The 18,968-nt window shown below is 66.5% G+C and carries 16 protein-coding genes; 5 read left to right on the top strand and 11 right to left on the bottom strand.

What is annotated here, in order from left to right; translation table 11 throughout:
- Positions 1 to 217 precede the first annotated feature (217 nt).
- Entirely contained in the window at positions 218 to 823 is a 606-nt protein-coding gene (locus tag AC56LR_RS05735; RefSeq protein WP_497128434.1) for a DUF642 domain-containing protein, read from the bottom strand.
- 181 nt (positions 824 to 1,004) lie between these two features.
- Positions 1,005 to 2,531, bottom strand: a complete 1,527-nt coding sequence (locus AC56LR_RS05730; RefSeq protein ID WP_497128432.1) for a dipeptidase — start codon at positions 2,529 to 2,531, stop codon at positions 1,005 to 1,007.
- Positions 2,532 to 2,657: 126 nt separating this feature from the next.
- Between AC56LR_RS05730 and AC56LR_RS05725 the strand changes: the two genes are divergently transcribed.
- Positions 2,658 to 3,524 (top strand): pirin family protein, encoded by an 867-nt coding sequence (locus AC56LR_RS05725; protein WP_497128430.1) that lies wholly within the window; start codon positions 2,658 to 2,660, stop codon positions 3,522 to 3,524.
- On the opposite strand, the gene AC56LR_RS05720 is transcribed toward AC56LR_RS05725, so the two are convergent.
- On the bottom strand, positions 3,510 to 3,905 hold the full coding sequence (locus AC56LR_RS05720) for a hypothetical protein (protein WP_497128428.1): 396 nt from the start codon (positions 3,903 to 3,905) through the stop codon (positions 3,510 to 3,512). The genes AC56LR_RS05725 and AC56LR_RS05720 overlap by 15 nt on opposite strands.
- A gap of 281 nt (positions 3,906 to 4,186) precedes the next feature.
- On the opposite strand from AC56LR_RS05720, the gene AC56LR_RS05715 reads away from it, so the two are divergent.
- Entirely contained in the window at positions 4,187 to 5,209 is a 1,023-nt protein-coding gene (locus AC56LR_RS05715) for an asparaginase (RefSeq protein ID WP_497128426.1), read from the top strand.
- Between the two features lie 10 nt (positions 5,210 to 5,219).
- Here the strand turns inward: AC56LR_RS05715 and AC56LR_RS05710 are convergent, their stop codons facing one another.
- The 4 genes from AC56LR_RS05710 to AC56LR_RS05695 form a co-directional block, all read right to left on the bottom strand.
- Positions 5,220 to 6,077 carry a hypothetical protein gene (locus AC56LR_RS05710; RefSeq protein ID WP_497128424.1) on the bottom strand — a complete coding sequence of 286 codons (858 nt, stop codon included), beginning with the start codon at positions 6,075 to 6,077 and terminating at the stop codon, positions 5,220 to 5,222.
- Between the two features lie 208 nt (positions 6,078 to 6,285).
- The gene (locus AC56LR_RS05705) at positions 6,286 to 6,975 is read right to left on the bottom strand and encodes a fumarylacetoacetate hydrolase family protein (RefSeq protein WP_497128422.1); all 690 of its coding nucleotides are present in this window, start codon (positions 6,973 to 6,975) and stop codon (positions 6,286 to 6,288) included.
- Positions 6,976 to 7,030: 55 nt separating this feature from the next.
- Positions 7,031 to 9,757 (bottom strand): hybrid sensor histidine kinase/response regulator, encoded by a 2,727-nt coding sequence (locus tag AC56LR_RS05700; RefSeq protein WP_497128420.1) that lies wholly within the window; start codon positions 9,755 to 9,757, stop codon positions 7,031 to 7,033.
- 134 nt (positions 9,758 to 9,891) lie between these two features.
- Positions 9,892 to 10,968: an aldose epimerase family protein gene (locus tag AC56LR_RS05695; RefSeq protein ID WP_497128418.1), complete on the bottom strand. Its 1,077-nt coding sequence runs from the start codon at positions 10,966 to 10,968 to the stop codon at positions 9,892 to 9,894.
- Positions 10,969 to 11,296: 328 nt separating this feature from the next.
- Between AC56LR_RS05695 and AC56LR_RS05690 the strand changes: the two genes are divergently transcribed.
- The gene (locus tag AC56LR_RS05690) at positions 11,297 to 12,316 is read left to right on the top strand and encodes a porin (protein ID WP_497128416.1); all 1,020 of its coding nucleotides are present in this window, start codon (positions 11,297 to 11,299) and stop codon (positions 12,314 to 12,316) included.
- A gap of 54 nt (positions 12,317 to 12,370) precedes the next feature.
- Here the strand turns inward: AC56LR_RS05690 and AC56LR_RS05685 are convergent, their stop codons facing one another.
- Together AC56LR_RS05685 and AC56LR_RS05680 are read right to left on the bottom strand one after the other, a co-directional pair.
- On the bottom strand, positions 12,371 to 12,844 hold the full coding sequence (locus AC56LR_RS05685) for a chemotaxis protein CheW (RefSeq protein ID WP_497128414.1): 474 nt from the start codon (positions 12,842 to 12,844) through the stop codon (positions 12,371 to 12,373).
- Between the two features lie 58 nt (positions 12,845 to 12,902).
- A complete protein-coding gene (locus AC56LR_RS05680) occupies positions 12,903 to 13,094 on the bottom strand; it encodes a hypothetical protein (protein WP_497128412.1) in 192 nt (63 codons plus the stop codon).
- A 22-nt stretch (positions 13,095 to 13,116) separates the two neighbouring features.
- Between AC56LR_RS05680 and AC56LR_RS05675 the strand changes: the two genes are divergently transcribed.
- Positions 13,117 to 15,714, top strand: coding sequence for a hybrid sensor histidine kinase/response regulator (locus tag AC56LR_RS05675; RefSeq protein WP_497128410.1), 2,598 nt, complete (start codon positions 13,117 to 13,119; stop codon positions 15,712 to 15,714).
- Positions 15,715 to 15,720: 6 nt separating this feature from the next.
- Here the strand turns inward: AC56LR_RS05675 and AC56LR_RS05670 are convergent, their stop codons facing one another.
- Complete coding sequence (locus AC56LR_RS05670; protein ID WP_497128408.1) at positions 15,721 to 17,340, bottom strand: M28 family peptidase; 1,620 nt, start codon at positions 17,338 to 17,340, stop codon at positions 15,721 to 15,723.
- Positions 17,341 to 17,505: 165 nt separating this feature from the next.
- Here AC56LR_RS05670 and AC56LR_RS05665 point away from each other — a divergent pair, with 165 nt between their 5' ends.
- On the top strand, positions 17,506 to 17,808 hold the full coding sequence (locus tag AC56LR_RS05665) for a putative quinol monooxygenase (protein WP_497128406.1): 303 nt from the start codon (positions 17,506 to 17,508) through the stop codon (positions 17,806 to 17,808).
- 4 nt (positions 17,809 to 17,812) lie between these two features.
- Here the strand turns inward: AC56LR_RS05665 and AC56LR_RS05660 are convergent, their stop codons facing one another.
- Complete coding sequence (locus AC56LR_RS05660) at positions 17,813 to 18,958, bottom strand: sensor histidine kinase (protein WP_497128404.1); 1,146 nt, start codon at positions 18,956 to 18,958, stop codon at positions 17,813 to 17,815.
- Positions 18,959 to 18,968: the final 10 nt, after the last annotated feature.

Here is an 18,968-nt window from a genome sequence, read left to right as displayed (position 1 = left end):
CTCCTAGGGAAAGGCCATATTCGATCTGTGGAATCCGGCCCTCATGTAATCCCAGTCCTACAGCAGGACCAGATTTTTTGCCCGGTTTTGGCGAGCAATACACCTACGAACCGGGAGTGGGAATGGCAGAGTAAAAACGGCCAGACGAAAAAAAAGCCGCCCAGCTTTCACTGAGCGGCTTCACCGCAGGCGCGGTGTTTTCAGGCGATGCCGGTATTCAAGCGGCCTTGCGGCGGCGCCCGAAGCCCAGGCCCAGGAAGCCCAGGCCCATCAGCGCCAGCGAGGCCGGTTCCGGCACATCCACGCGCACGTTGTCGAGCAAGCCGTCATTGCTGATCGAATTGTTGGTGTTCGCATCAAAGAAACGCAGGGTGGTCATGCCACCTGTGCCGACGAAACTGAAGCGGTAGCTGTCGAGCAGGCCCGAGACGTTGTTATCGGTGACTTTGCCATTGGCAAGCGTGTTGTTGGCGGCGAGCACGATATAGTTCATGCTCTGCGGCGATGGGCTGGTCGAGCCGTAGTCGAACGACACCCGGTAGACGTGGCCTTGCACGGTCGCGAAGCTCTGCGACAGCGTGCCGTTCGCGAACCGATCTCCGCTATTGAACGCAATGGCACGGGTACCATTTTGCGCGACGCTTCCGCCGCCCCAATAGAAACCTCCCTGGGTCTGGCTGGCGTAGTCAACATTGCCCGTCAACGCCCAATGGCTACGACCGCTTTCGAAGTCGCCGTTCTTGATGACATTGATGATTTCCGCGTTGGCCGAACCAGCAAGGGTGGCGAGGGCGAACAGGGCGGTAGCAAATTTGAGTTTCATGGGGCAATCCTGAAAAGGTGGAGGTTACCCCTCATCTAGCAATTGTCATGCCAGCAGTAAAAACTCACGCATAATCAACTGCTTATGGTTTCCGACCGGATATTTATAATTCCTCATGTAAAAATTTCCGACAAAACACTTATGTTTCAATAAGGAACAATGGAGAGGAAAGGAAGACCCCTTACTTCGCCAGTTCCACCAGCACCGCCGTGTACATCTGCAAATTCAGCAGCAGCTGCTTTTCAGTGATGAACTCATGTTCCGAGTGGCCGGTATACACCTTGCCCGGCATGCCCGGACCGAAACTCACCGCGCCCGGGAACAGGCGCGAATTGGTGCCGCCGCCGATCGCCACCGGTTTCGGGTCCTTCATGCCGGTGAAGTAAGAGAACACTCCCATCAGGGTCGGCAGGTGCGGTGCGCCTTTCTGCACCCAGGGTTCGTTGATGCGCACCGATACGTTCGCCAGCGGCAGCCGGCGGCTCTGCCACTGGGCCAGCGCGGCATTGACTTCGTTGGTCAACTGCTCGGTGCTCTTGCCCTGCGGGCGGCGCAGGTTGATCGACACCTCGATGCCGTCCTCGCGCTGGCGCAGCACGGTCGGCGAGAAGGTCATCGGCCCCATGAAGCCGTCGCGGTAGGCGACATTGCCGAACTTCTCGCCATGGATGCCGGTGCCGACCATCTCGTTCAGGTAGTTCACCACCCCGCCCGCGGTCGTGTTGGCCCAGGGGCGCACCGCCAGCGCATCGGCCAGCATGCTCACCGCGTTGATGCCGTCTTCCGGCTTGGAGGAATGGGCCGACACGCCCTTGGCTTTCACGGCCAGGTTGCTGCCTTCCCAGGCGAAGCTGTACTGCATGCCTTCCTGTTTCGCACCGCGCGCGCGCACCTGCTTTTCGATCTCCGGCGTGGCGTTGGCGATCACCGCGTTCGCATCTTCCGGAATCTGGCTGCCGAAGAAGCCGCCCGCGAATTGCGCCACATACGGCTCGCCGTCCAGCGGCGTCGCCGCGCCTTGTCTGGGCACCGTCACCGCCACCGTGCCGGAACCCTTTTCGGCGATCACCGCCGGGTATTCGGCGTCCAGCGTGATGTTGACCTGCGGCGGCTGGTGGGTCTTGAGGAATTCGGTCAGCGGGGCCCAGTCGGATTCCTCGCCCATGTACACGTAGAGCTCGATGCGCTTGGAGAGCGGCACGGCGCGGTCGCGGATCGACTTCATCGCGTACAGCGCGGTGGCGATCGGGCCCTTGTCGTCTTCGGCTCCGCGCGCCAGCAGCTTGCCCGGCTCGCTGGTGCGGTCCAGCACGAAGGGCGACTTCTTCCATTTGCTGGCGTCGACCGGCTGCACGTCGCCGTGGGTGATGACGCCGACGCGCTCCTCGCCCTTGCCCAGCCCGATGACCACGGTCCAGCCATGATCGGTATAGTCCAGGCCCAGGCGCGTGGCTTCCGCCTTCAGGGCTTCCTTGAAGGCGATATGGACCGGGTTCTTGTCGGACGGGACGCCCTTGTCGGCCACCGTGTTGTAGCTCACCAGCTTGGCCAGCGTGTCGACCAGGTCCTTGCGGTAGGTGGTCACCGCATATTTCGCGGTCTTGACGGCGGCCTCGCCCGGCGGCCTGGTGGCGGCGCCTGCAGGCGCCTGGCCCGCGATGGCGAAGGAGGCCAGCAGCAGGCTGGACAGCAGGGTTTTCTTGATCATGGGCGCCGTCTCCGGTTGTAAAAGCGCTGGTTGCAAAAGCGCAAGAAGTCTAGCACAGGCCTGTACGCGCGCATGGCGGCGATCGGGTATCGTGAGGGCCATCCGACCAATCACGAGCGCTCTTCCATGACCAACAAGACCGTCCACCGCCTGCACCCGGCAATGCGCGACGACATCGGCGACCTCATTACCCAGCGTCCCCTGCCCGCCCGCCATCTCGAGCAGATCGATCCCTTCCTGTTCCTGAACCACCACGGCCCGCAGACCTACCCGCCGCACAACCGCGGCCTGCCCTTCGGGCCGTACCCGCACCGCGGCTTCGAGACCGTCACCTTCATCCTGGAGGGCGTGCTGGCCCACCGCGACAACGCCGGCCATGAAAGCATCATCCACGCCGGCGGCGTGCAGTGGATGACGGCCGGGCGCGGCATCGTGCATGCGGAAGTGTCGCCGCGCGCATTCCTGGAAACCGGCGGCCCGGTCGAGATCCTGCAGCTGTGGGTCAACTTGCCGTCACGGCTGAAGATGAGCGAGCCGGCCTATACGGGCCTGCAGCGCGCCGACATCCCCGCCTTGCAGCTCGACGGCGGCAAGGTGACGATGAACCTGATCGCGGGGGAATGGGAAGGCGCCAGGGGGCCGGTGCAGTCGCTCACCAATGTCTTCATGACGACGCTGCAGATGCGTAGCGGGGGCAGCATCCGCCTCACCGGATTGGCGGGCCGCAGCGTGTTTCTTTACGTGGCGCGCGGGGTGGTTCAGGTGGGCAACCATGCCGACATGGTCAGCCCGATGCACCTGGTGGAGCTGGACGAATCGGGCGACACGCTCGAGATCCGGGCCGAACGCGATGCGCTGCTGGTGTTCGGCCATGCAGACCCGATCCGCGAGCCGGTGGTGGCGCACGGCCCCTTCGTCATGACCACCCGCGAGGAGATCTCGCAGGCGATCGCAGACTACCAGGCCGGGCGCTTCGGATCAGCGCTCGGCTAGCGCCAGCTGCTGGCGGCCGTCGGCCGTGCTGATGCGCACCGTGTCCACCACGCGGCGGCGTTCTTCGAAGGCGAAGCGCACGTCCTTGTTCATCGCCACGAAGCGGCCGGCGCCGATGTGGACGATCTCGACCGGGCCCTCGCCCAGGTCAGCGTACACCGTCCTTCGCTTGCCGGTGATGGTGCCGGTGATTTCCAGCATGCGGCCGTCGTCCAGTTCGTAGTGGCCCATCATGCGGTCGAACAGGAAGGGCGCCATCTGGGTGCGCGCGGCCTGCGCACCGACCACGGTGACGCGTTCGGTGGGGGCGCCTTGCGGCGCGGCGCTTGCGCTCAGGGTGATGAAGGTGGCGGCGGCGGCCAGCAGCAGTTTGGTACGCATGATTGGTCTTCCTTTCGAGGGCGATTGAGGTCGGACCGGTGCGCCTGGAAACTGCTGTGCGCGCGGTCCACGAAATTCAAGTTCGCCAGCGTTTGTCTGGGTTTGTCTGGCGATGGGAGAAGTGTAGCGAGGCGCCGCGCGCGCTCAAGCGGCATGTGCCGAAACGCCGGAAAGACGGGACGAACTGCGTAAAACCGGGGATAGCCGGGGGGTGCATATACGTGCGGCGGTCCAGCGTGCATATGCCTTACATTAGGACTTTATTCCAACCAGATCAGCCCATGCAACCGACTCCCCTCGCCGCCACCACGCGCGGCTACCCCGGCCTCGATAAGGTCGTCGAGAACGTCCACTTCGGGTCGGTGGCCGTCGTCGACGTCCAGGGCCGCCTGCTGTTTTCCGCCGGCGATCCGCACTACCCCACCTTCACGCGCTCGGCCCTCAAACCTTTCCAGGCCCTGCCCTTCATGCTGTCCGACGGCCCGGCGCGTTTCGGATTGACGCGCGACGAACTGGCGCTGCTGTGCGCCAGCCATTCGGGCGAAGGCATGCACCTGCAAGGCGTGCAGTCCATCCTGAACAAGATCGGCCTGGACGCCGGCCACCTCGAGTGCGGCTGCGCCACGCCCCTGTTCTACGAGTTCACCGGCCAGCGCGCGCCGGACCAGGAATGGACGCCGCTGCACCACAACTGTTCGGGCAAGCACAGCGGCTTCCTGGCCTGGTGCCGCCTGCACGGCGCACCCACCGCGAACTACGTCGATCGTGCGCATCCGCTGCAGCAGGCGATCCGCAGCACGCTGGCCGTTGCCGTGGGCATGCCGGCGGAGGCGATGCCGACCGGGATCGACGGCTGCTCGGCGCCGAACTACGCAATGCCCCTCTCAACCCTGGCCCATTTGTATGCACGCCTCGGCCAAGGCAGCCTTGACCCGCAACTGGGCGGCGCCATGGGCGACCTGTATGACGCGATGACGGCGCGCCCGGACCTGGTCTCGGGAACCGCGCGCACCGATTTGTCCTGGATGACGGCGGGCGGCGGCGACTGGGTGGCGAAGGTCGGCGCCGATGCGGTGCAGACCATCGGCATCCGCTCGGCGGGCCTGGGCATCGCGATCAAGATCGCCGACGGCAACAGCCGGGCCTTGCACCCGGCCGTCTACAGCGTGCTGGAACAACTCGGCTTGCTGGACGATGCGCGCCGCGCGGAACTCGAGCAGTACCGCCGGCCGCTCATCCGCAACGCGCGCGGCGCGGTGGCGGGCGATATCCGGACGCTGTTCACGCTCAGGCGCGAAGCCTAGGCGACGCCGGTCACGCGGCCAGCCGGCGCAGCATGGCCGCAATCGCCGCGATCACGGCATCGTCGGACCAGTAGTTGTTGTGGGCCAGCGGGTTCCAGCTGCGCAGCAGCAGGCCGGCCACGCCGCCGCCGGCATTGATGGCGCGGTCTTCCACCAGGGCGCGGTAGCCGCTTGAGAGCGGCTGCAGCGGCCAGCCCAGGATGTCGTCCGGGTCGTAGAAGTTGATCCACTTGAACAGCGAAGTCGGGGGCGCGATCGGGATGATGTGCATCTCCTTGTGCGCGGCCACGAAGATGGGGATGTTGCAGCCGGTCGTGACCAGCCCCGCGCAGGTGCCGGCGGCCAGAAACGTCTTTTCGCTGGCGGTCAGGGTGCGTCCGAGCGCGGTCGAGGCCCAGGCGTCGATGTTGCGCCAGATGCCCGCCGCCACCGGCCTGCCCGCTTGCGCTTTCTGCGCATCGTAGATGTAACTCGACAGCACCTGGCCGCCCAGCGACTGCGCCACGAATACCACCGGCATCGAGGGGCGGATTGCATGGGCGGACAGCAGGGTTTTCGCAATCTCGCCCTGCGCCAGCTCGTAGACCGAGCCCGGGATCTCCTTGCGGTTCTCCAGCCCGGCCGCATCGCCGAAGCCGAACAGCACGAACTTGCGCAGGTCGGGGTAGCGCACCGCGCTGCCCTTTTGGGTGCGGTCCCAGACGATGAGCTGGTTATCCTGCAGGATCTTCTGGTAATACACGGAACGCATCACCACCTTGCCCGCGACGGCGCCCAGCTGCCCGCGCACGCGCTCCATCAGAGCGTCCGCATACGTGGGCGGGGTCTCCCCCATCCCGTGCACCGTGATCAAGGCCACTTCGGCCATGGCAGCCTCCCCCGAATGGCCACATCCTGATCTGCGTGCGGCCTTTGTTTGATATCGTTAGCCTATCAGTTTTCGGGGCTGTGCATGCGCTCGCCGACCACTGACCCGTAGGGTGGGCGGGTCTCCCGCCCGCGCGTTCAACCAGCTCATGAATAGCCGCGCCGACTGCTCATCCGTGATGTGAACGCCTGGGCAGAATCTGCCCACCCTACGAGATGGAAAGTGCGAACTCCGTGACTCCTTCGACACCACCGCGCACCTGGTCACCCGGCTTCAAGGCCGCCACGCCGGCCGGCGTCCCGGTATAAATCAGATCGCCCGCCTCCAGGCGAACGAGCCGCGACAAATGGCTGATCACATCCGCGATCGGCCAGATCATCTCATTGAGATTGCCTTCCTGGCGCAGCGCCCCGTTCACCTCCAGCCAGATGCGCGCATCCTGCGGGTGCCCGAGCGTCGCCGCCGGAATGAGCGCACTGCACGGCGCCGACGCATCGAAGCCCTTGGCCATGTCCCACGGCCGCCCCGCATCCTTGGCCACCGCCTGCAAGTCGCGCCGCGTCAGGTCCAGCCCCACGCCATAGCCCCAGACCAGCGCCATCGCATCCTCAGGTGCGATGTGGACACCACCCCCACCCAGCGCCACCACCAGCTCTACCTCGTGATGCAAGTCTTGCGTCGCAGGCGGATACGGCAGCGCGCCGCTGGCCGGCACCACCGCATCGGCAGGCTTGGTGAAGAAGAACGGCGGTTCGCGGCCTGGGTCGCTCCCCATCTCGCGCGCATGCGCGCCGTAGTTGCGGCCGACGCAGAACACGCGGCGGATCGGGAAACGGGCCTCCTGGCCCGCCACGGCCAGCGAGGGCGCGGCGGGCGCGGGGATGACGTAGCTTGGCATGCTGAACCTTTCATGGACGGGAGTCGCCCATGATAACCGCGCAGCGCGGCTGCTGTCAGGCCGTGCCGGCCGGGGCCTCAAGACGCGCCGCGGCGGCGCCGACCGATTCCAGCACCCGCACCAGCGCCGTCATGTCCACCGGCTTGACCAGGTGGTGCGCAAAGCCGGCGGCAATCGCGCGTTCGCGGTCCTTGGCCTGGCCGTAACCGGTGATCGCCACCAGCACGGTGCCGCTCGTTTCCGGCATCGCGCGCAGCTGCCGGGCGAGCTGGTAGCCGTCGATGTCGGGCAGGCCGATATCGACCAGCATCGCGTCCGGGCGCTCGGCCCGGGCCCGGCGCAGGCCGGAGCGGGCGTCGTACTCGACCGCCGTACGATAGCCCTGCACGGTCAAGAGCGTGGACAGGCTGTCGGCGGCGTCGGCATTGTCGTCCACCAGCACCAGGCGCAGCGGGCGCGCCAGGAGCGTGCCTTCGACGGCTTCCTGCGGCCCGAGGCTGGCGCCAGGGACGTCCGGCGCCGCGTCCACGCAGGGCAGCGCCAGCGTGAAGCGGCTGCCCTGCCCTACGCCCTCGCTATGCGCCGCGACTTCTCCTTCGTGCAGCTCCACCAGGCGCTTGACCAGCGTCAGGCCCAGCCCCAGCCCGCCCTGCGAGCGCGCCAGCGTGCGCGCGCCTTGCGTGAACAGGTCGAACACGTTGGGCACCAGTTCCGCCGGCATGCCGGAACCGTTGTCGCTGACGGTGAGCAGCATGCGCCCGTCCATCGCTTCGAGCCTGAGCGCGATGCGCCCGTCCTTCTGGGTGTACTTGGCGGCGTTGTTCAGGATGTTGGCCACGCTCTGCACCAGCCGGGTCTGGTCGCCGCGCACATGTACCGGCCCGGGCGGCAGCGCCACCTCGACCTGGTGGCCTTTTTCCGTGATGAGGGGACGGGCCTGGTCGAGCGCGCCGGAGACGATGTCGCGGAAGTCCACCACGCCCAGCTTGAGCTTGACGAGCCCGCGCGTGACGCGCGAGACGTCCAGCAGGTCGTCGATCAGGCGGCTCATGTGGCGCACCTGGCGGCTGATGATGGTGGTGGTCTGGCGGACGCGCGGCTCCTCCTTGAACTGCATCGACAGCAGGCTGGCCGAGCTGCTGATCGGCGCCAGCGGGTTGCGCAGCTCGTGCGCCAGCATCGCCAGGAATTCGTCCTTGGTGTGGGAGAGGCGTTCGGCCTGCACGCGCGCCGCGCGTTCGCTCTGCAGCAGCGCGTCGCGCTCGAGCGCGGACTTCTGCGCCACCTCGTACAGGCGCGCATTGTCCATTGCGATCGCCGCCTGCGCCGCGACGCCCGCGATGATGCGTTCGGTGCGCTCGGTGAACACGCCGGGTTCCGGATGGCCGAACAGCAGGCCGCCGAGCACCGCGCCGGACCGCGACACCACCGGCACCGCCAGGTAGCTGCGCACCGACAGCTGCCCGGCCGGCGTCCCTTGCACCACATAGCGCGGGTCGCGCGTGATGTCGCTGCTGCGCACCGGTCCTTCGCCGCCGGAGGTGGGGCGGAAGATGCCGCCCGGGCGCAGCCGGCCGAGCTGCTCGAATTCCTCGCGCGAGGCGCCCGACAGCGTGTACAGGGGCAGGCGCTCGCCCTGCTGGTCCTGGGCGTTGTAGAAAAAGCCGCCGAAGCGCGCGCCGGCCAGCTCGGTGCCGGCATCGGTGATCGCCTGCAGCAGGGTCTCGAGGTCGAGCGTCGACACCAGCGCCTGGCCGGTGCGGTTGAGCATCTCGAGCACGCGCTTTTCGTCGCGCAGCGATTCTTCCACGCGTGCGCGGCGCACGACTTCGCGGGTGTGGCGCGCCACGTCCTCGGCCAGCGCGATCTCCTGGTCGGTCCAGCGCCGCGGGCACTGCTCGTGCAGGTAGAAGACCGCGGCCAGGTGTCCTTCTTCGATCAGCGGCACGATCACCATCGAGCGCGCGCCGATGCTGGCATAGCCTTGCGCATAGGGCGCGGCGCGCTCGTCGAGCGCGATGTCGTCCAGCCGCAGGGTGCGCCCCTTGCGTAGCTGCGAGACGATCGCCGGCCCGAAACTCTCCAATGGGCGCGACTGGCCGGCCAGGCTGGCGATGCTGCCGTCGGTCCAGTCGCGGTCCACGCTGATGGTGCCCGCGGCGGCGTCGATCTCGGCATAGCCGACCCGTGCCACGCCCAGGTAGCCGCCGGCCAGGCTGCTGGCCGCTTCCATGATGCACGCGGTGTCCACCAGGGGACGCAGGGACTCGCTCAGTTTCAGGTGGAAGGCGTGGCGCTGCTCGGCCAGCACGCGCGAGGTGGTGTCGGACAGGACGAAATACACGCCGATCACATTGCCGTCGTGGCGCACGGGGGTGATCGAGGCCGACACATAGTAGCGCTCGACCTGGCCATTGCGGACCGGGTACATCAAGGCGTTTTCGAAATGAACCGGCTGGCCGCCCAGTGCGGCCATCACACAGGGCTGGATCTGGGGCCACAGTTCGGGGCGCACCAGCGGGAAAGGCTGGCCCATGGCATTCGGGTGCTTATCGCCAAGCAATTCGGCATAGGCGTCGTTGTAGAACAGGCGCAGCTCCGGTCCCCAGGCGATGACCATCGGGACATGCGAGGCGATGATCAGGTCGGCGATGGCCTGCATGCCTTCGGGCCAGTTGTCCGGTTTCACGGACGGGAAGACGGGCCAGGGGCGCCCGGCGCGCGGCACGGGCAAGGCCAGGCCAGCCTCCGGCAAGGAAGAGGAACTGCTGTGGATACTCATCAGGATTCCCGGTTATCTTGGGCGGCTTACGGTCGCAGGTGGGAGAACCCGTCGCCTTGATTATGTTGTCGCGCCGCAAACTTTTTAACCCGCGGATTATAACCAGCAATTTTCCGGGGCCGCGCCCGTTACGCTTATTCCTGCACCGAGAACCGGAAGCGCGATTCGGTCCGGTAGACCTGGCCCGGTCGCAGGATGGTGTCGGGAAAATGCGGCTGGTTGGGCGAATCCGGGAAATGCTGTGGCTCGAGGCACAAGCCGCCGCGATGGGCATATGTGCGTCCTTTCCCCTTCAAACTACCGTCAAGGAAATTGCCGCTATAGAACTGAACGCCCGGTTCTTCGGTGAAGAGTTCCAGCACCCGGCCCGAGCCCGGGTGCCAGACGCGGGCCGCGCGCGTCATGGCCGGGCCTGCAGGCTTGTTCAGCACGAAGGTATGGTCATAGCCCAGCCCGTGGCGCAGCTGCTCGTTCGCCTCGCCGATGGCCTGGCCGACCGGGCGCGGCGCGCGGAAGTCGAAAGGCGTGCCTGCCACCGGTTGCAAGGGGCCCAGCGGAATCGACCCGGCGTCGATTGGAACGAAGGCATCGGCGTCGATCGACAGCACGTGATCGAGGATGTCCCCCTCGCCCGCCAGGTTGAAATAGCTGTGCTGGGTCAGGTTGACCGGAGTGGCGCGATCGGTCACGGCATGGAAACGCACGATCAGCTCGTTATCGTCGGTCAGCGTGTACACCACGGTCGCGTCCAGGTTGCCCGGGTAACCTTGTTCGCCGTCGGGGCTGGAGTAGGCCAGCTGCAGGCTGTCGCCGTCGACGATGGCGTTCCAGCGCACCTTGTCGAAGCCCGGCACGCCGCCATGCAGGTGATTGCGTCCGTTGTTGACCGGCAGCGCATAGGTCTGGCCGTCGAGCGTGAACCTGCCGCCGGCGATCCGGTTTCCGTAGCGGCCGATCAGGGCGCCGAAATACGGACTGTCGCCGCAATACGGCGCGAGCTGGTCGAAGCCCAGTGCCACATCGGCCATGCGGCCGTCGCGGCCGGGCGCGTGCAGCTCGGTGATGATGCCGCCAAAGTCGATGATCCTGACCACCATGCCGCCGGCATTGGCGAGCGTGAACTGGGTAACGGTGTCGCCATCGGGCAACTGGCCGAACGGCGTTTGGGTAATCCGGGTCTGCACCTTGTCTTTTCCTCGGTTGGACGGCATTGGTCGCCTGCCCCCGATCCTAGCAGTTTGGACGACAGGGCCCCGCGCGCCTCGCTGTCACACTGGCCGGTCAGTGTCGCCAGGACCTAAGTAAAACCACCGATAGCGTGTGATAGGCGCAACATGTAAAGTGTTTCCGCGGCAATGTTTGCTCTGGATCATGCGGCTTTTTGACCACACAAACATGCCAATCAGAAATCATGTAAGGATAGTGCAAATGTTTATTGGCATCATTTTGATGGTGCTGGTAACGTAACTGTCTAACAAACCTGACTTTTCACTCACAGACAGACCTGCACAATTCGCAATCAACCACTGGAGACATGCAATGAAGAAGATTAGTCTGGCCCTCGCCCTGTTATCCGTCCTGCCGCTGGCCGCCCAAGCGCAAAGCAGCGTCACGATCTACGGCATCGCCGACGCATCGGTCGGTATCGAAGACACGGATGCACCGGGCTCGGACAGCCGCACCGTGATCAGTTCGGGCACTCAGGGCACCAGCCGCATCGGCTTCCGTGGCACCGAGGACCTGGGCAATGGCCTGAAGGCGCTGTTCAACATCGAAGCGGGCGTCGCCCTCGATACCGGTGCTTCCGATTCCGCCGGCCTGTTCCAGCGCCGCGCCGTGGTTGGCCTGCAAGGCTCGTTCGGCACCGTCACCGTCGGCCGCGAATACAGCCCGATCGCCGCAGTCGTGCAGTCGAGCGACCCGCTGGGCCACGGCTTCTACGGCTCCAACCTGGGCAGCTTCGGCACCGGCCGCGCGACCCGCCGCCTGGCCAATTCGGTCAACTACAAGAGCGAAGCGCTGAGCGGCTTCACCGTGCAGGCCGCCTACAGCGCGGGCGAGCGCCAGAACAACAACCCGTCGGGCAGCCTGGTCGGCGTGTCGGTCGAATACAAGAACGGTCCGCTGAACCTGGGCGCGGGCTACCACCGGGTCGAGAACCTGGCCACCGGCGACGACGACGAATTCGCTCTCGGCGCCGGCTACAACTTCGGCGCCTTCGACCTGCGCGGCTCCTACGTCGTGGCCGATCCGGAAGGTCCACTGCCCGAGTTCAAGTTCACCACCGTGGGCGGTTCGTTCACCAGCGGCGCCAGCAAGTTCTTCGCGTCGCTGCACCAGCAGCGCGTCGACACGGGCGGACGCGGCAACGGCTTCTCGCTGGCCTACCAGTACACCTTGTCCAAGCGCACCAACGTGTACAGCAGCTACGGCCGCGTGCGCAACAACAACGCCGGCAACTTCGGCCTGACCTCGGCGGGCGGCACCTTCGCCCCGCCGCCAACCGCGTTCGGCGCCGATCCGTCGGTGTTCAACGTGGGTGTGCGCCACTCGTTCTAAGCGCTGCGGCGTCGAACAAGAACGGCAAGCCTGTTGGCTTGCCGTTTTTTTTGGTCAGGCCGCCTGTTTCGGGCTGGCGATCAGGCCGAGCTTCTCCGAGCTCATGAGCTGGTCGATGTCGAGCAGGATCAGCATGCGCTCGCCGACCGTGCCCAGGCCGGTGATGTAGTCGCCTTCCGCGGTCGAGCCCATCTCGGGCGCCGGGCGGATCTGCTCGTCGAGCAGGGTGACGACGTCGGAGACGCTGTCCACCACCATGCCGATCACGTGGTTCTTGATGTTCAGGACGATCACCACGGTGAACTGGTCATAGGTCGGCTCGCCCAGGTTGAACAGGATCCGCATGTCCACGATCGGCACGATCGAGCCGCGCAGGTTCTGGATGCCCTTGATGCAGGCGGGAGCGTTCGGCAGCAGGGTCGGCTCTTCATAGCCGCGGATTTCCTGCACCTTGAGGATGCTGATGGCGTACTCTTCCTTCGCGAGGCGGAAGGACAATACTTCGTTGTCTTGGGTTACTGCGTCCATGGGTGGTTCCTGTTCCTGGTGTCTGGGCGAGAGCGTAATTGCCTCAATGCAAGATACCTTACGTCCAATCCGCTGCGGATTCGATGGAGAAGTAGCAAAATTGGGCAAATTTTCCTGTTTTGCGGCTGCGGTATGGCGTGCCTGCAACGGATTTGTGACTTGCCCGTGGAAAGCTCGGCAGTTCGCCTAAAACAACACCCGTGCGGTCGCCGCCGGTGCGCAGTGGCAATATCACGTAGAATCCGTCCATTCCACTGCATCCGGACGACCGCGTGACCGGCACCCCCCCCTCTTCTTCCCCGGCACGCAGGCCACTGCGGGCCTACCTGTTATGGCTGGTCCTGGCAACCCTGCTGCCTGGCGTCGTCGGCGCGTCCCTGCTGTTCGTCCACCAGTACCAGAAAGCGCGGGCCCAGTTCGAGAAGAACACCATGCAGACCGTGCGCGCGCTGGTGCACACGGTCGAGAACAAGATGCTGCAGGGCGAATCGATCGCCCAGACCCTGTCGACGCTCGACGCGCTCGAAACGGCGGACTTCGCGCGCGTGCACCGCCAGGCGCGCCAGGCCCTGGTGCTGGCCGGCGGCGGCATGAACATGGTGCTGCGCGACCGCAGCGGCCAGCAGCTCGTCAACACCGCGGCCGACTACGGCACGCCCCTGCCGCTCGAGCGTTCGGCCCAGCTCGAGCGCGTTTTCGCCACCGGCAAAGCTTCGGTGTCGGATGTGTTCACCGGTCCGCTGAACAAGTTGCCGAAAGTCAGGGTCGACGTTCCGGTGCAGGTGGGCGGCGAGGTACGCTATGTGCTGAGCATCGGCATGCGGCCCGACTACTTCCAGGACATCCTGACGCGGAAGTCGATCCCCGAAGGCGCGGTGGCTTCGCTGTTCGACCGCCAGGGCATCATTTTCGCCCGCAACATCAATCCCGCCCAGTCGATCGGCAAGCCGGTCAATCCGCTGCTGCGCAACGCGGCCGCGCGCGCCAGCGAAGGCACCATCGACTCGCGCTCGCGCGAAGGCATACCGCTGGTGACCTCGTTCTCGCGCTCCGCCGTCACCGGCTGGGGCATCGCGATCGGGATCCCGCGCGCCGTCCTGCGCGCCGAACTGCTGGGACAACTGGTCCTGATGGTGGGCGGCACGGCGGTGCTGTTCGCGATCGGGCTGTGCCTGGCCTGGCTGATCGGCGGGCGCATGGCGCGCTCGCTGCAGGCGCTGACCGGCCCGGCCCTGGCGCTCGGCAAAGGTAAAAACGACGGCGCGCAGCCATTCAACGGCGTGCCGCTGGACGAGGTCTACGTGCGCGAAGCGGCCGAGGTGGCGGCCGCCATCGGCGACGCAGCAAGCCTGCTCGAAGAACGCTCGTGCGAACTGGCGGCCAAGGAAGCGGCGCTGCGCGACACCCACATGCAGGCGCGCTTCGGCACCTGGCACTGGAGCATCGGCAGCCAGGCCATCGAGGTGTCCGATTCGGTATCCCACATCTTCGGCCGCCCGTTGCCGCCCTTCGCGCAGCAGCGCGGTTCGGTGCTGGGCGAGGAATCGTGGCTGCAGGTCCAGCGCCTGACCAGCGAACTGGCGCGCGTCGGCGGCAACGGCAAGCTGCAGCTGCACGCCACCCACGCCGACGGCCACCGCATCTGGCTCGACTACCGCTGCGAGAGCGTGCACGGCCCGGACGGGCGCGTGGTGGCGCTGCGCGGCTCGATGCAGGACGTGACCGAGCGCGTCCGCGCCGAAGAAGCGCTGCGCCACGCCGACCAGCGCAAGAACGAATTCCTCGCCATGCTCGCACACGAGCTGCGCAACCCGCTGGCCCCGATCACTTCCGGCGCGCAGCTGCTTGGCCAGGACGGGCTCGATCCGGCGCGCACCAAACAGATCAGCGCCATCATCGCGCGCCAGGCGCGCCACATGGCCGGGCTGGTGGACGACCTGCTGGACGTCTCGCGCGTCACCCGCGGCCTGGTGGAACTGAGCAAGGAGCGCATCGACATCAATGCGGTGGTGCTGGACGCGGCCGAACAGGTGCAGGCGCTGGTGCGCGACAAGGGCCACCGTCTCGAGGTCCGCACCCTGCCCCAGCCCTGCCACGTCTTCGGCGACCGCAAGCGGCTGGTGCAGGTGGTGGGCAACCTGCTGCACAACGCGGCCAAGTTCACCGACCGTGGCGGCGAGATCGTCGTCACGCTGGCCGCGGGCAGCGAACTGGTGGTGCTGGAAGTGCGCGACAACGGCATCGGCATGCTGCCGGCCGAACTGGAACGCGCCTTCGACATGTTCGTGCAGGGCGAACGCACGCCCGACCGCTCGCTCGGCGGCCTGGGCATCGGCCTGGCGCTGGTGCGCAGCCTGGTCGAGCTGCACGGCGGCAGCGTGGGCGTGGCCAGCAGCGGCCAGGGCCTGGGCACGGTCTTCACGGTCCGCCTGCCGCGCGCAAGCGAGCGCGCCCCGGCGGGCCTGAACGCCGCGCCCGCGGCCGCGGCCCCGGCGCACGACGCCAACCTGAAGGTGCTGGTGGTGGACGACAACATCGATGCGGCCCAGGTGCTGGCGATGTATGTCGGCGCGCAGGGACACGAGGTGCAGGTCGAGCATGACTCGCAGGCGGCGCTGGCGCTGGCCCCAGGCTTCGCGCCGGACGTCTGCCTGCTCGACATCGGGCTGCCCGACATGGACGGCTACGAACTGGCGCGCCGCCTGCGCCGCGACCCTGTCACCGCCCAGGCGGTGCTGGTGGCGGTAACCGGCTACGGCCAGGAGCAGGACCGCCGCAACAGCGCGGCGGCCGGCTTCGACCACCACCTGGTCAAGCCGGTGGACATGGCCAGCCTGGAGAAGATCCTCGCAGGCGTGGCCGCCGCCTGACGACGCTTAGCGTTTGACGCCGCCGAAGCTGTCGCCCTTCTTCCACGCCGGCATGCCGGGTGCGTTCGCCACCGCATAGCCCAGGTTCAGCGTGAACTGCGCCTGCTGCACCATGCCCGACAAGTCCCAGTCGGCGCGGTACTCGTCGCTCACCTGGTGGTAGTCCTTCTTGAAGCCCACCATCTTCTCGCTCGATGCGCCGTGCTGGTGCGCGAACTCGAAATGGCCGTCGCCCGAGAACACCGCCGAGCCGACATTGAAGGCCGGGACGCCCGCCTTGGCAAAATTAAAATGGTCGGCCCGGAAGTAGGCGCCCGACAGGTCGGGAATCAATGGCGCCAGCTTCAGGCCCATTCCCTTGGCCACGGTGGCCGCGGTGTCATACAGGGTGCTGCGCTCGGCGCCCGGCACGCCGATGTCGCGGGTACGGCCGACGAAATTCAGGCTGTCGAGGTTCAGGTCGGCGGCGGTCTGCGCCAGCGGCACCACCGGATTCTTCACATAGGCGGCGCTGCCCAGCAGGCCCTGCTCTTCGGCGGCCGGCCACAGGAATACCTGGGTGCGGCGCGCGGGCTTTTTCACCGCTTCGGCCGCCATCGCCAACAGCGCGGCGGTGCCGGAGGCGTTGTCGATGGCGCCGTTGTAGATGCGGTCCTTGTTTCCTGCAGCTGCCTCTTCGTCCATGCCCATGTGATCCCAGTGCGAGGAATACACCACCGCCTGCTCTTTCAGCCTGGGGTCGGTCCCCGGCACCAGTCCGACGACATTGAACTGCTCGACCTGGCGAATGCCCGACCTGAGCTCGACATGGGTGGCGATCTTCAGGTCCACCGGACGGAAATCGCGGCGCTCGGCCTGGGCGCGCAAGGTGTCGAGGTTGAAGCCGGCGGCTGCGAACAGCTCGCGCGCCGTGTCTTCGTGCAGCCAGCCTTCCACCGGGTTGCCGGCGCCCGCGAGGTGGAAGCGCTCGTGTGAGAAGCCGTTGGCCGGCACGCTCCACGGGTAGGAGGACGATGGCAGCGTGTGGATCAGCAGCGCGCCGGCCGCGCCCTTGCGCACCGCTTCCTCGAACTTGTACAGCCAGCGGCCATACCAGGTGTAGGCCTTGCCCGCGAAGCGGTTCGGCTCCTGGGAGGTAGGCTGCGGGTCGTTGACCATCATGACCAGGATCTTGCCCTTTACGTCCACGTCCTTGTAGTCGTCCCATTTTTCTTCGGGCGCGGAGACGCCATAGCCGACAAAAAGAAGCGGCGCATCGAAGGCCAGGCTCGTGCGTCCGCTGGCGGTGCCGAACACGATGCCCTTGCCGATGTCAGGCTTGAAGTGCTTGCCGCCGGCCTCGAAGCTCACGCTGCTGCCGGGCAGCAGCCGGGTGCCGCGGATGTCAACCTTCTGGCGGTAGCCGCCGCCCGGGATCTCCTTGAGCCCGATGATCGCGGCCTGGGTCTCGAGATAGCGCACCGCCAAATCGCCGCCGCGCTGGCCGGTGCCGCGCCCTTCGAACAAATCGTCGGCGAGGAAGGCCAGGTGGCCGCGCAGCACCGGCTCGGACACGGCAGGCGCCTGTGCGAAGGCGGTGCCGGACAGGGTCAATGCAGCGGCAAGGGCGAGAGGGGAAAGTCGCATCGAAGATTCCATATCGAGGTGGGCCGGCTTGGCAGGCTGCCATCTTAACCCAGCCCTCATGGAGTGGGCGGTCCCCATTGCCGCAGGCTGGATGGCAGGCCTATACTTGCCATCTACTGAACAGGAAGCGCCAGCCACGCCGCACCACCCACCAAGGAGTCCACCATGTACGGTTTGATCGGAAAAATGCGCGCCCAGCCGGAACAGCGCGATGCCTTGATCGCCATCCTGCTCGAAGGAACCAAGGCGATGCCGGGCTGCCTGGGCTATGTGATCGCGAAAGACAGAACGGACGCGGACGCGCTCTGGATTACCGAGACCTGGGACAGCCAGGCCAGCCACAAGGCCTCGCTGGCGCTGCCACAGGTACAGGCTGCGATCGCCAAGGGACGGCCCTTGATCGCAGGCTTCGGCGAGCGCTTCGAGACCGAGCCGGTGGGCGGGCACGGGCTGGCCGCGCCGCGCTGACCAGTCAGGCGGCGGTGGGCGCGCCGGCGAAGGGCCGGGCGTCGATCGGGAGATCGATCACGAAGGCCGTGCCCTCTTCGGCGGAACTGGACATCAGCACGCTGCCGCCGTGCGCCTCGGCCACGCGGCGCACGTAAGGCAGGCCCACGCCCCAGCCCTCGCCCAGGCCCTGGTTGCCGGCGCGGCGGTAGAGCTGGAAGATGCTCTCGCTGTCTTCGGGCGCGATCGGCGCGCCCTGGTTATGCACCATCACCTGCACCCGTTCGACCGTGGTGGACACGGTCAGGCGGATGGCCGCGTCGTGCGCGCCGTACTTGATCGCATTGTTGACCAGGTTTTCGATGGCCCGCTGCAGGGCTTCGCGGCACCACCAGCCTTCAATCGGTTCGACTTCGATCGTGACCTCGACCGGGTGGAAGATCTCGGCCGACTGCGCCACTTCGCGCACCAGCGCCACCATGTCCATCTGCGCCAGCGTCAGGCGCACCGGCCCGGTCTTGCAGAAGGCAATCCCGTCGAGCAGCTCGCGCGTCATGCCGTCCATGCGCTGGGTGCTGGCGACGATCTTCTCGGCATAGCGGCGCACGTTGGCGTCGCCCGATGTATGGTTGATCATCTCGGCCGCCATCTGGGCGGTGGACAGCGGCGTGCGCAGGTCGTGCGCCATCGAGGCCACGAACTGTTCGCGCAGCGCGGCCTGCACCACGATGAAGGCGTTCGCGCTTTCGCGGATGGTGGCGTCGATGTGGGCCGAAAGCATAGCGCGCTGCGCTTCGTCCAGCAGAACGCCGTGGCGGTCGAGTTCGCGGAACAGGACGTCGCGGAAGATCTGCATCTCGTGGATGACGGCGGTGGCGTCGTACATCGTCATGCGCGCACGCTCGCCGCCATGCTCGCTGGCGACCGCGCCCAGGTCGGTGACCACGCGCGCCGAGTGGCCCGGCGTGAGCAGTGCCGCCAGGGTGTCGAAATAGGCCGGGAGCGTGTTCTCGAGGATGGGCAGCGCCAGGTCCTTCGCCTGCGGCACATGGCCGCGCACCTCGGTCATCCAGGCTTCGATGAGCGGCGTGCGCAAGGCCACCATCGCGCGCGTCACGGGCGACAGGTCGGGGTCGTCGGGGGACAGGTGCCCAGTCAGGTTTGCATTCATTACCGGTGGG

The sequence above is a fragment of the Telluria sp. ZT3P39 genome (assembly GCF_059685935.1).
This window is presented reverse-complemented; position numbering and strand designations above follow the sequence as displayed.

Excerpts from the sequence above, each read along its gene's own strand:
- AC56LR_RS05735 (WP_497128434.1), bottom strand. The coding sequence starts at position 823 with ATGAAACTCAAATTTGCTACCGCCCTGTTCGCCCTCGCCACCCTTGCT.
- AC56LR_RS05730 (WP_497128432.1), bottom strand. The coding sequence starts at position 2,531 with ATGATCAAGAAAACCCTGCTGTCCAGCCTGCTGCTGGCCTCCTTCGCC.
- AC56LR_RS05725 (WP_497128430.1), top strand. The coding sequence starts at position 2,658 with ATGACCAACAAGACCGTCCACCGCCTGCACCCGGCAATGCGCGACGAC.
- AC56LR_RS05720 (WP_497128428.1), bottom strand. The coding sequence starts at position 3,905 with ATGCGTACCAAACTGCTGCTGGCCGCCGCCGCCACCTTCATCACCCTG.
- AC56LR_RS05715 (WP_497128426.1), top strand. The coding sequence starts at position 4,187 with ATGCAACCGACTCCCCTCGCCGCCACCACGCGCGGCTACCCCGGCCTC.
- AC56LR_RS05710 (WP_497128424.1), bottom strand. The coding sequence starts at position 6,077 with ATGGCCGAAGTGGCCTTGATCACGGTGCACGGGATGGGGGAGACCCCG.
- AC56LR_RS05705 (WP_497128422.1), bottom strand. The coding sequence starts at position 6,975 with ATGCCAAGCTACGTCATCCCCGCGCCCGCCGCGCCCTCGCTGGCCGTG.
- AC56LR_RS05700 (WP_497128420.1), bottom strand. The coding sequence starts at position 9,757 with ATGAGTATCCACAGCAGTTCCTCTTCCTTGCCGGAGGCTGGCCTGGCC.
- AC56LR_RS05695 (WP_497128418.1), bottom strand. The coding sequence starts at position 10,968 with ATGCCGTCCAACCGAGGAAAAGACAAGGTGCAGACCCGGATTACCCAA.
- AC56LR_RS05690 (WP_497128416.1), top strand. The coding sequence starts at position 11,297 with ATGAAGAAGATTAGTCTGGCCCTCGCCCTGTTATCCGTCCTGCCGCTG.
- AC56LR_RS05685 (WP_497128414.1), bottom strand. The coding sequence starts at position 12,844 with ATGGACGCAGTAACCCAAGACAACGAAGTATTGTCCTTCCGCCTCGCG.
- AC56LR_RS05680 (WP_497128412.1), bottom strand. The coding sequence starts at position 13,094 with ATGGACGGATTCTACGTGATATTGCCACTGCGCACCGGCGGCGACCGC.
- AC56LR_RS05670 (WP_497128408.1), bottom strand. The coding sequence starts at position 17,340 with ATGCGACTTTCCCCTCTCGCCCTTGCCGCTGCATTGACCCTGTCCGGC.
- AC56LR_RS05665 (WP_497128406.1), top strand. The coding sequence starts at position 17,506 with ATGTACGGTTTGATCGGAAAAATGCGCGCCCAGCCGGAACAGCGCGAT.
- AC56LR_RS05660 (WP_497128404.1), bottom strand. The coding sequence starts at position 18,958 with ATGAATGCAAACCTGACTGGGCACCTGTCCCCCGACGACCCCGACCTG.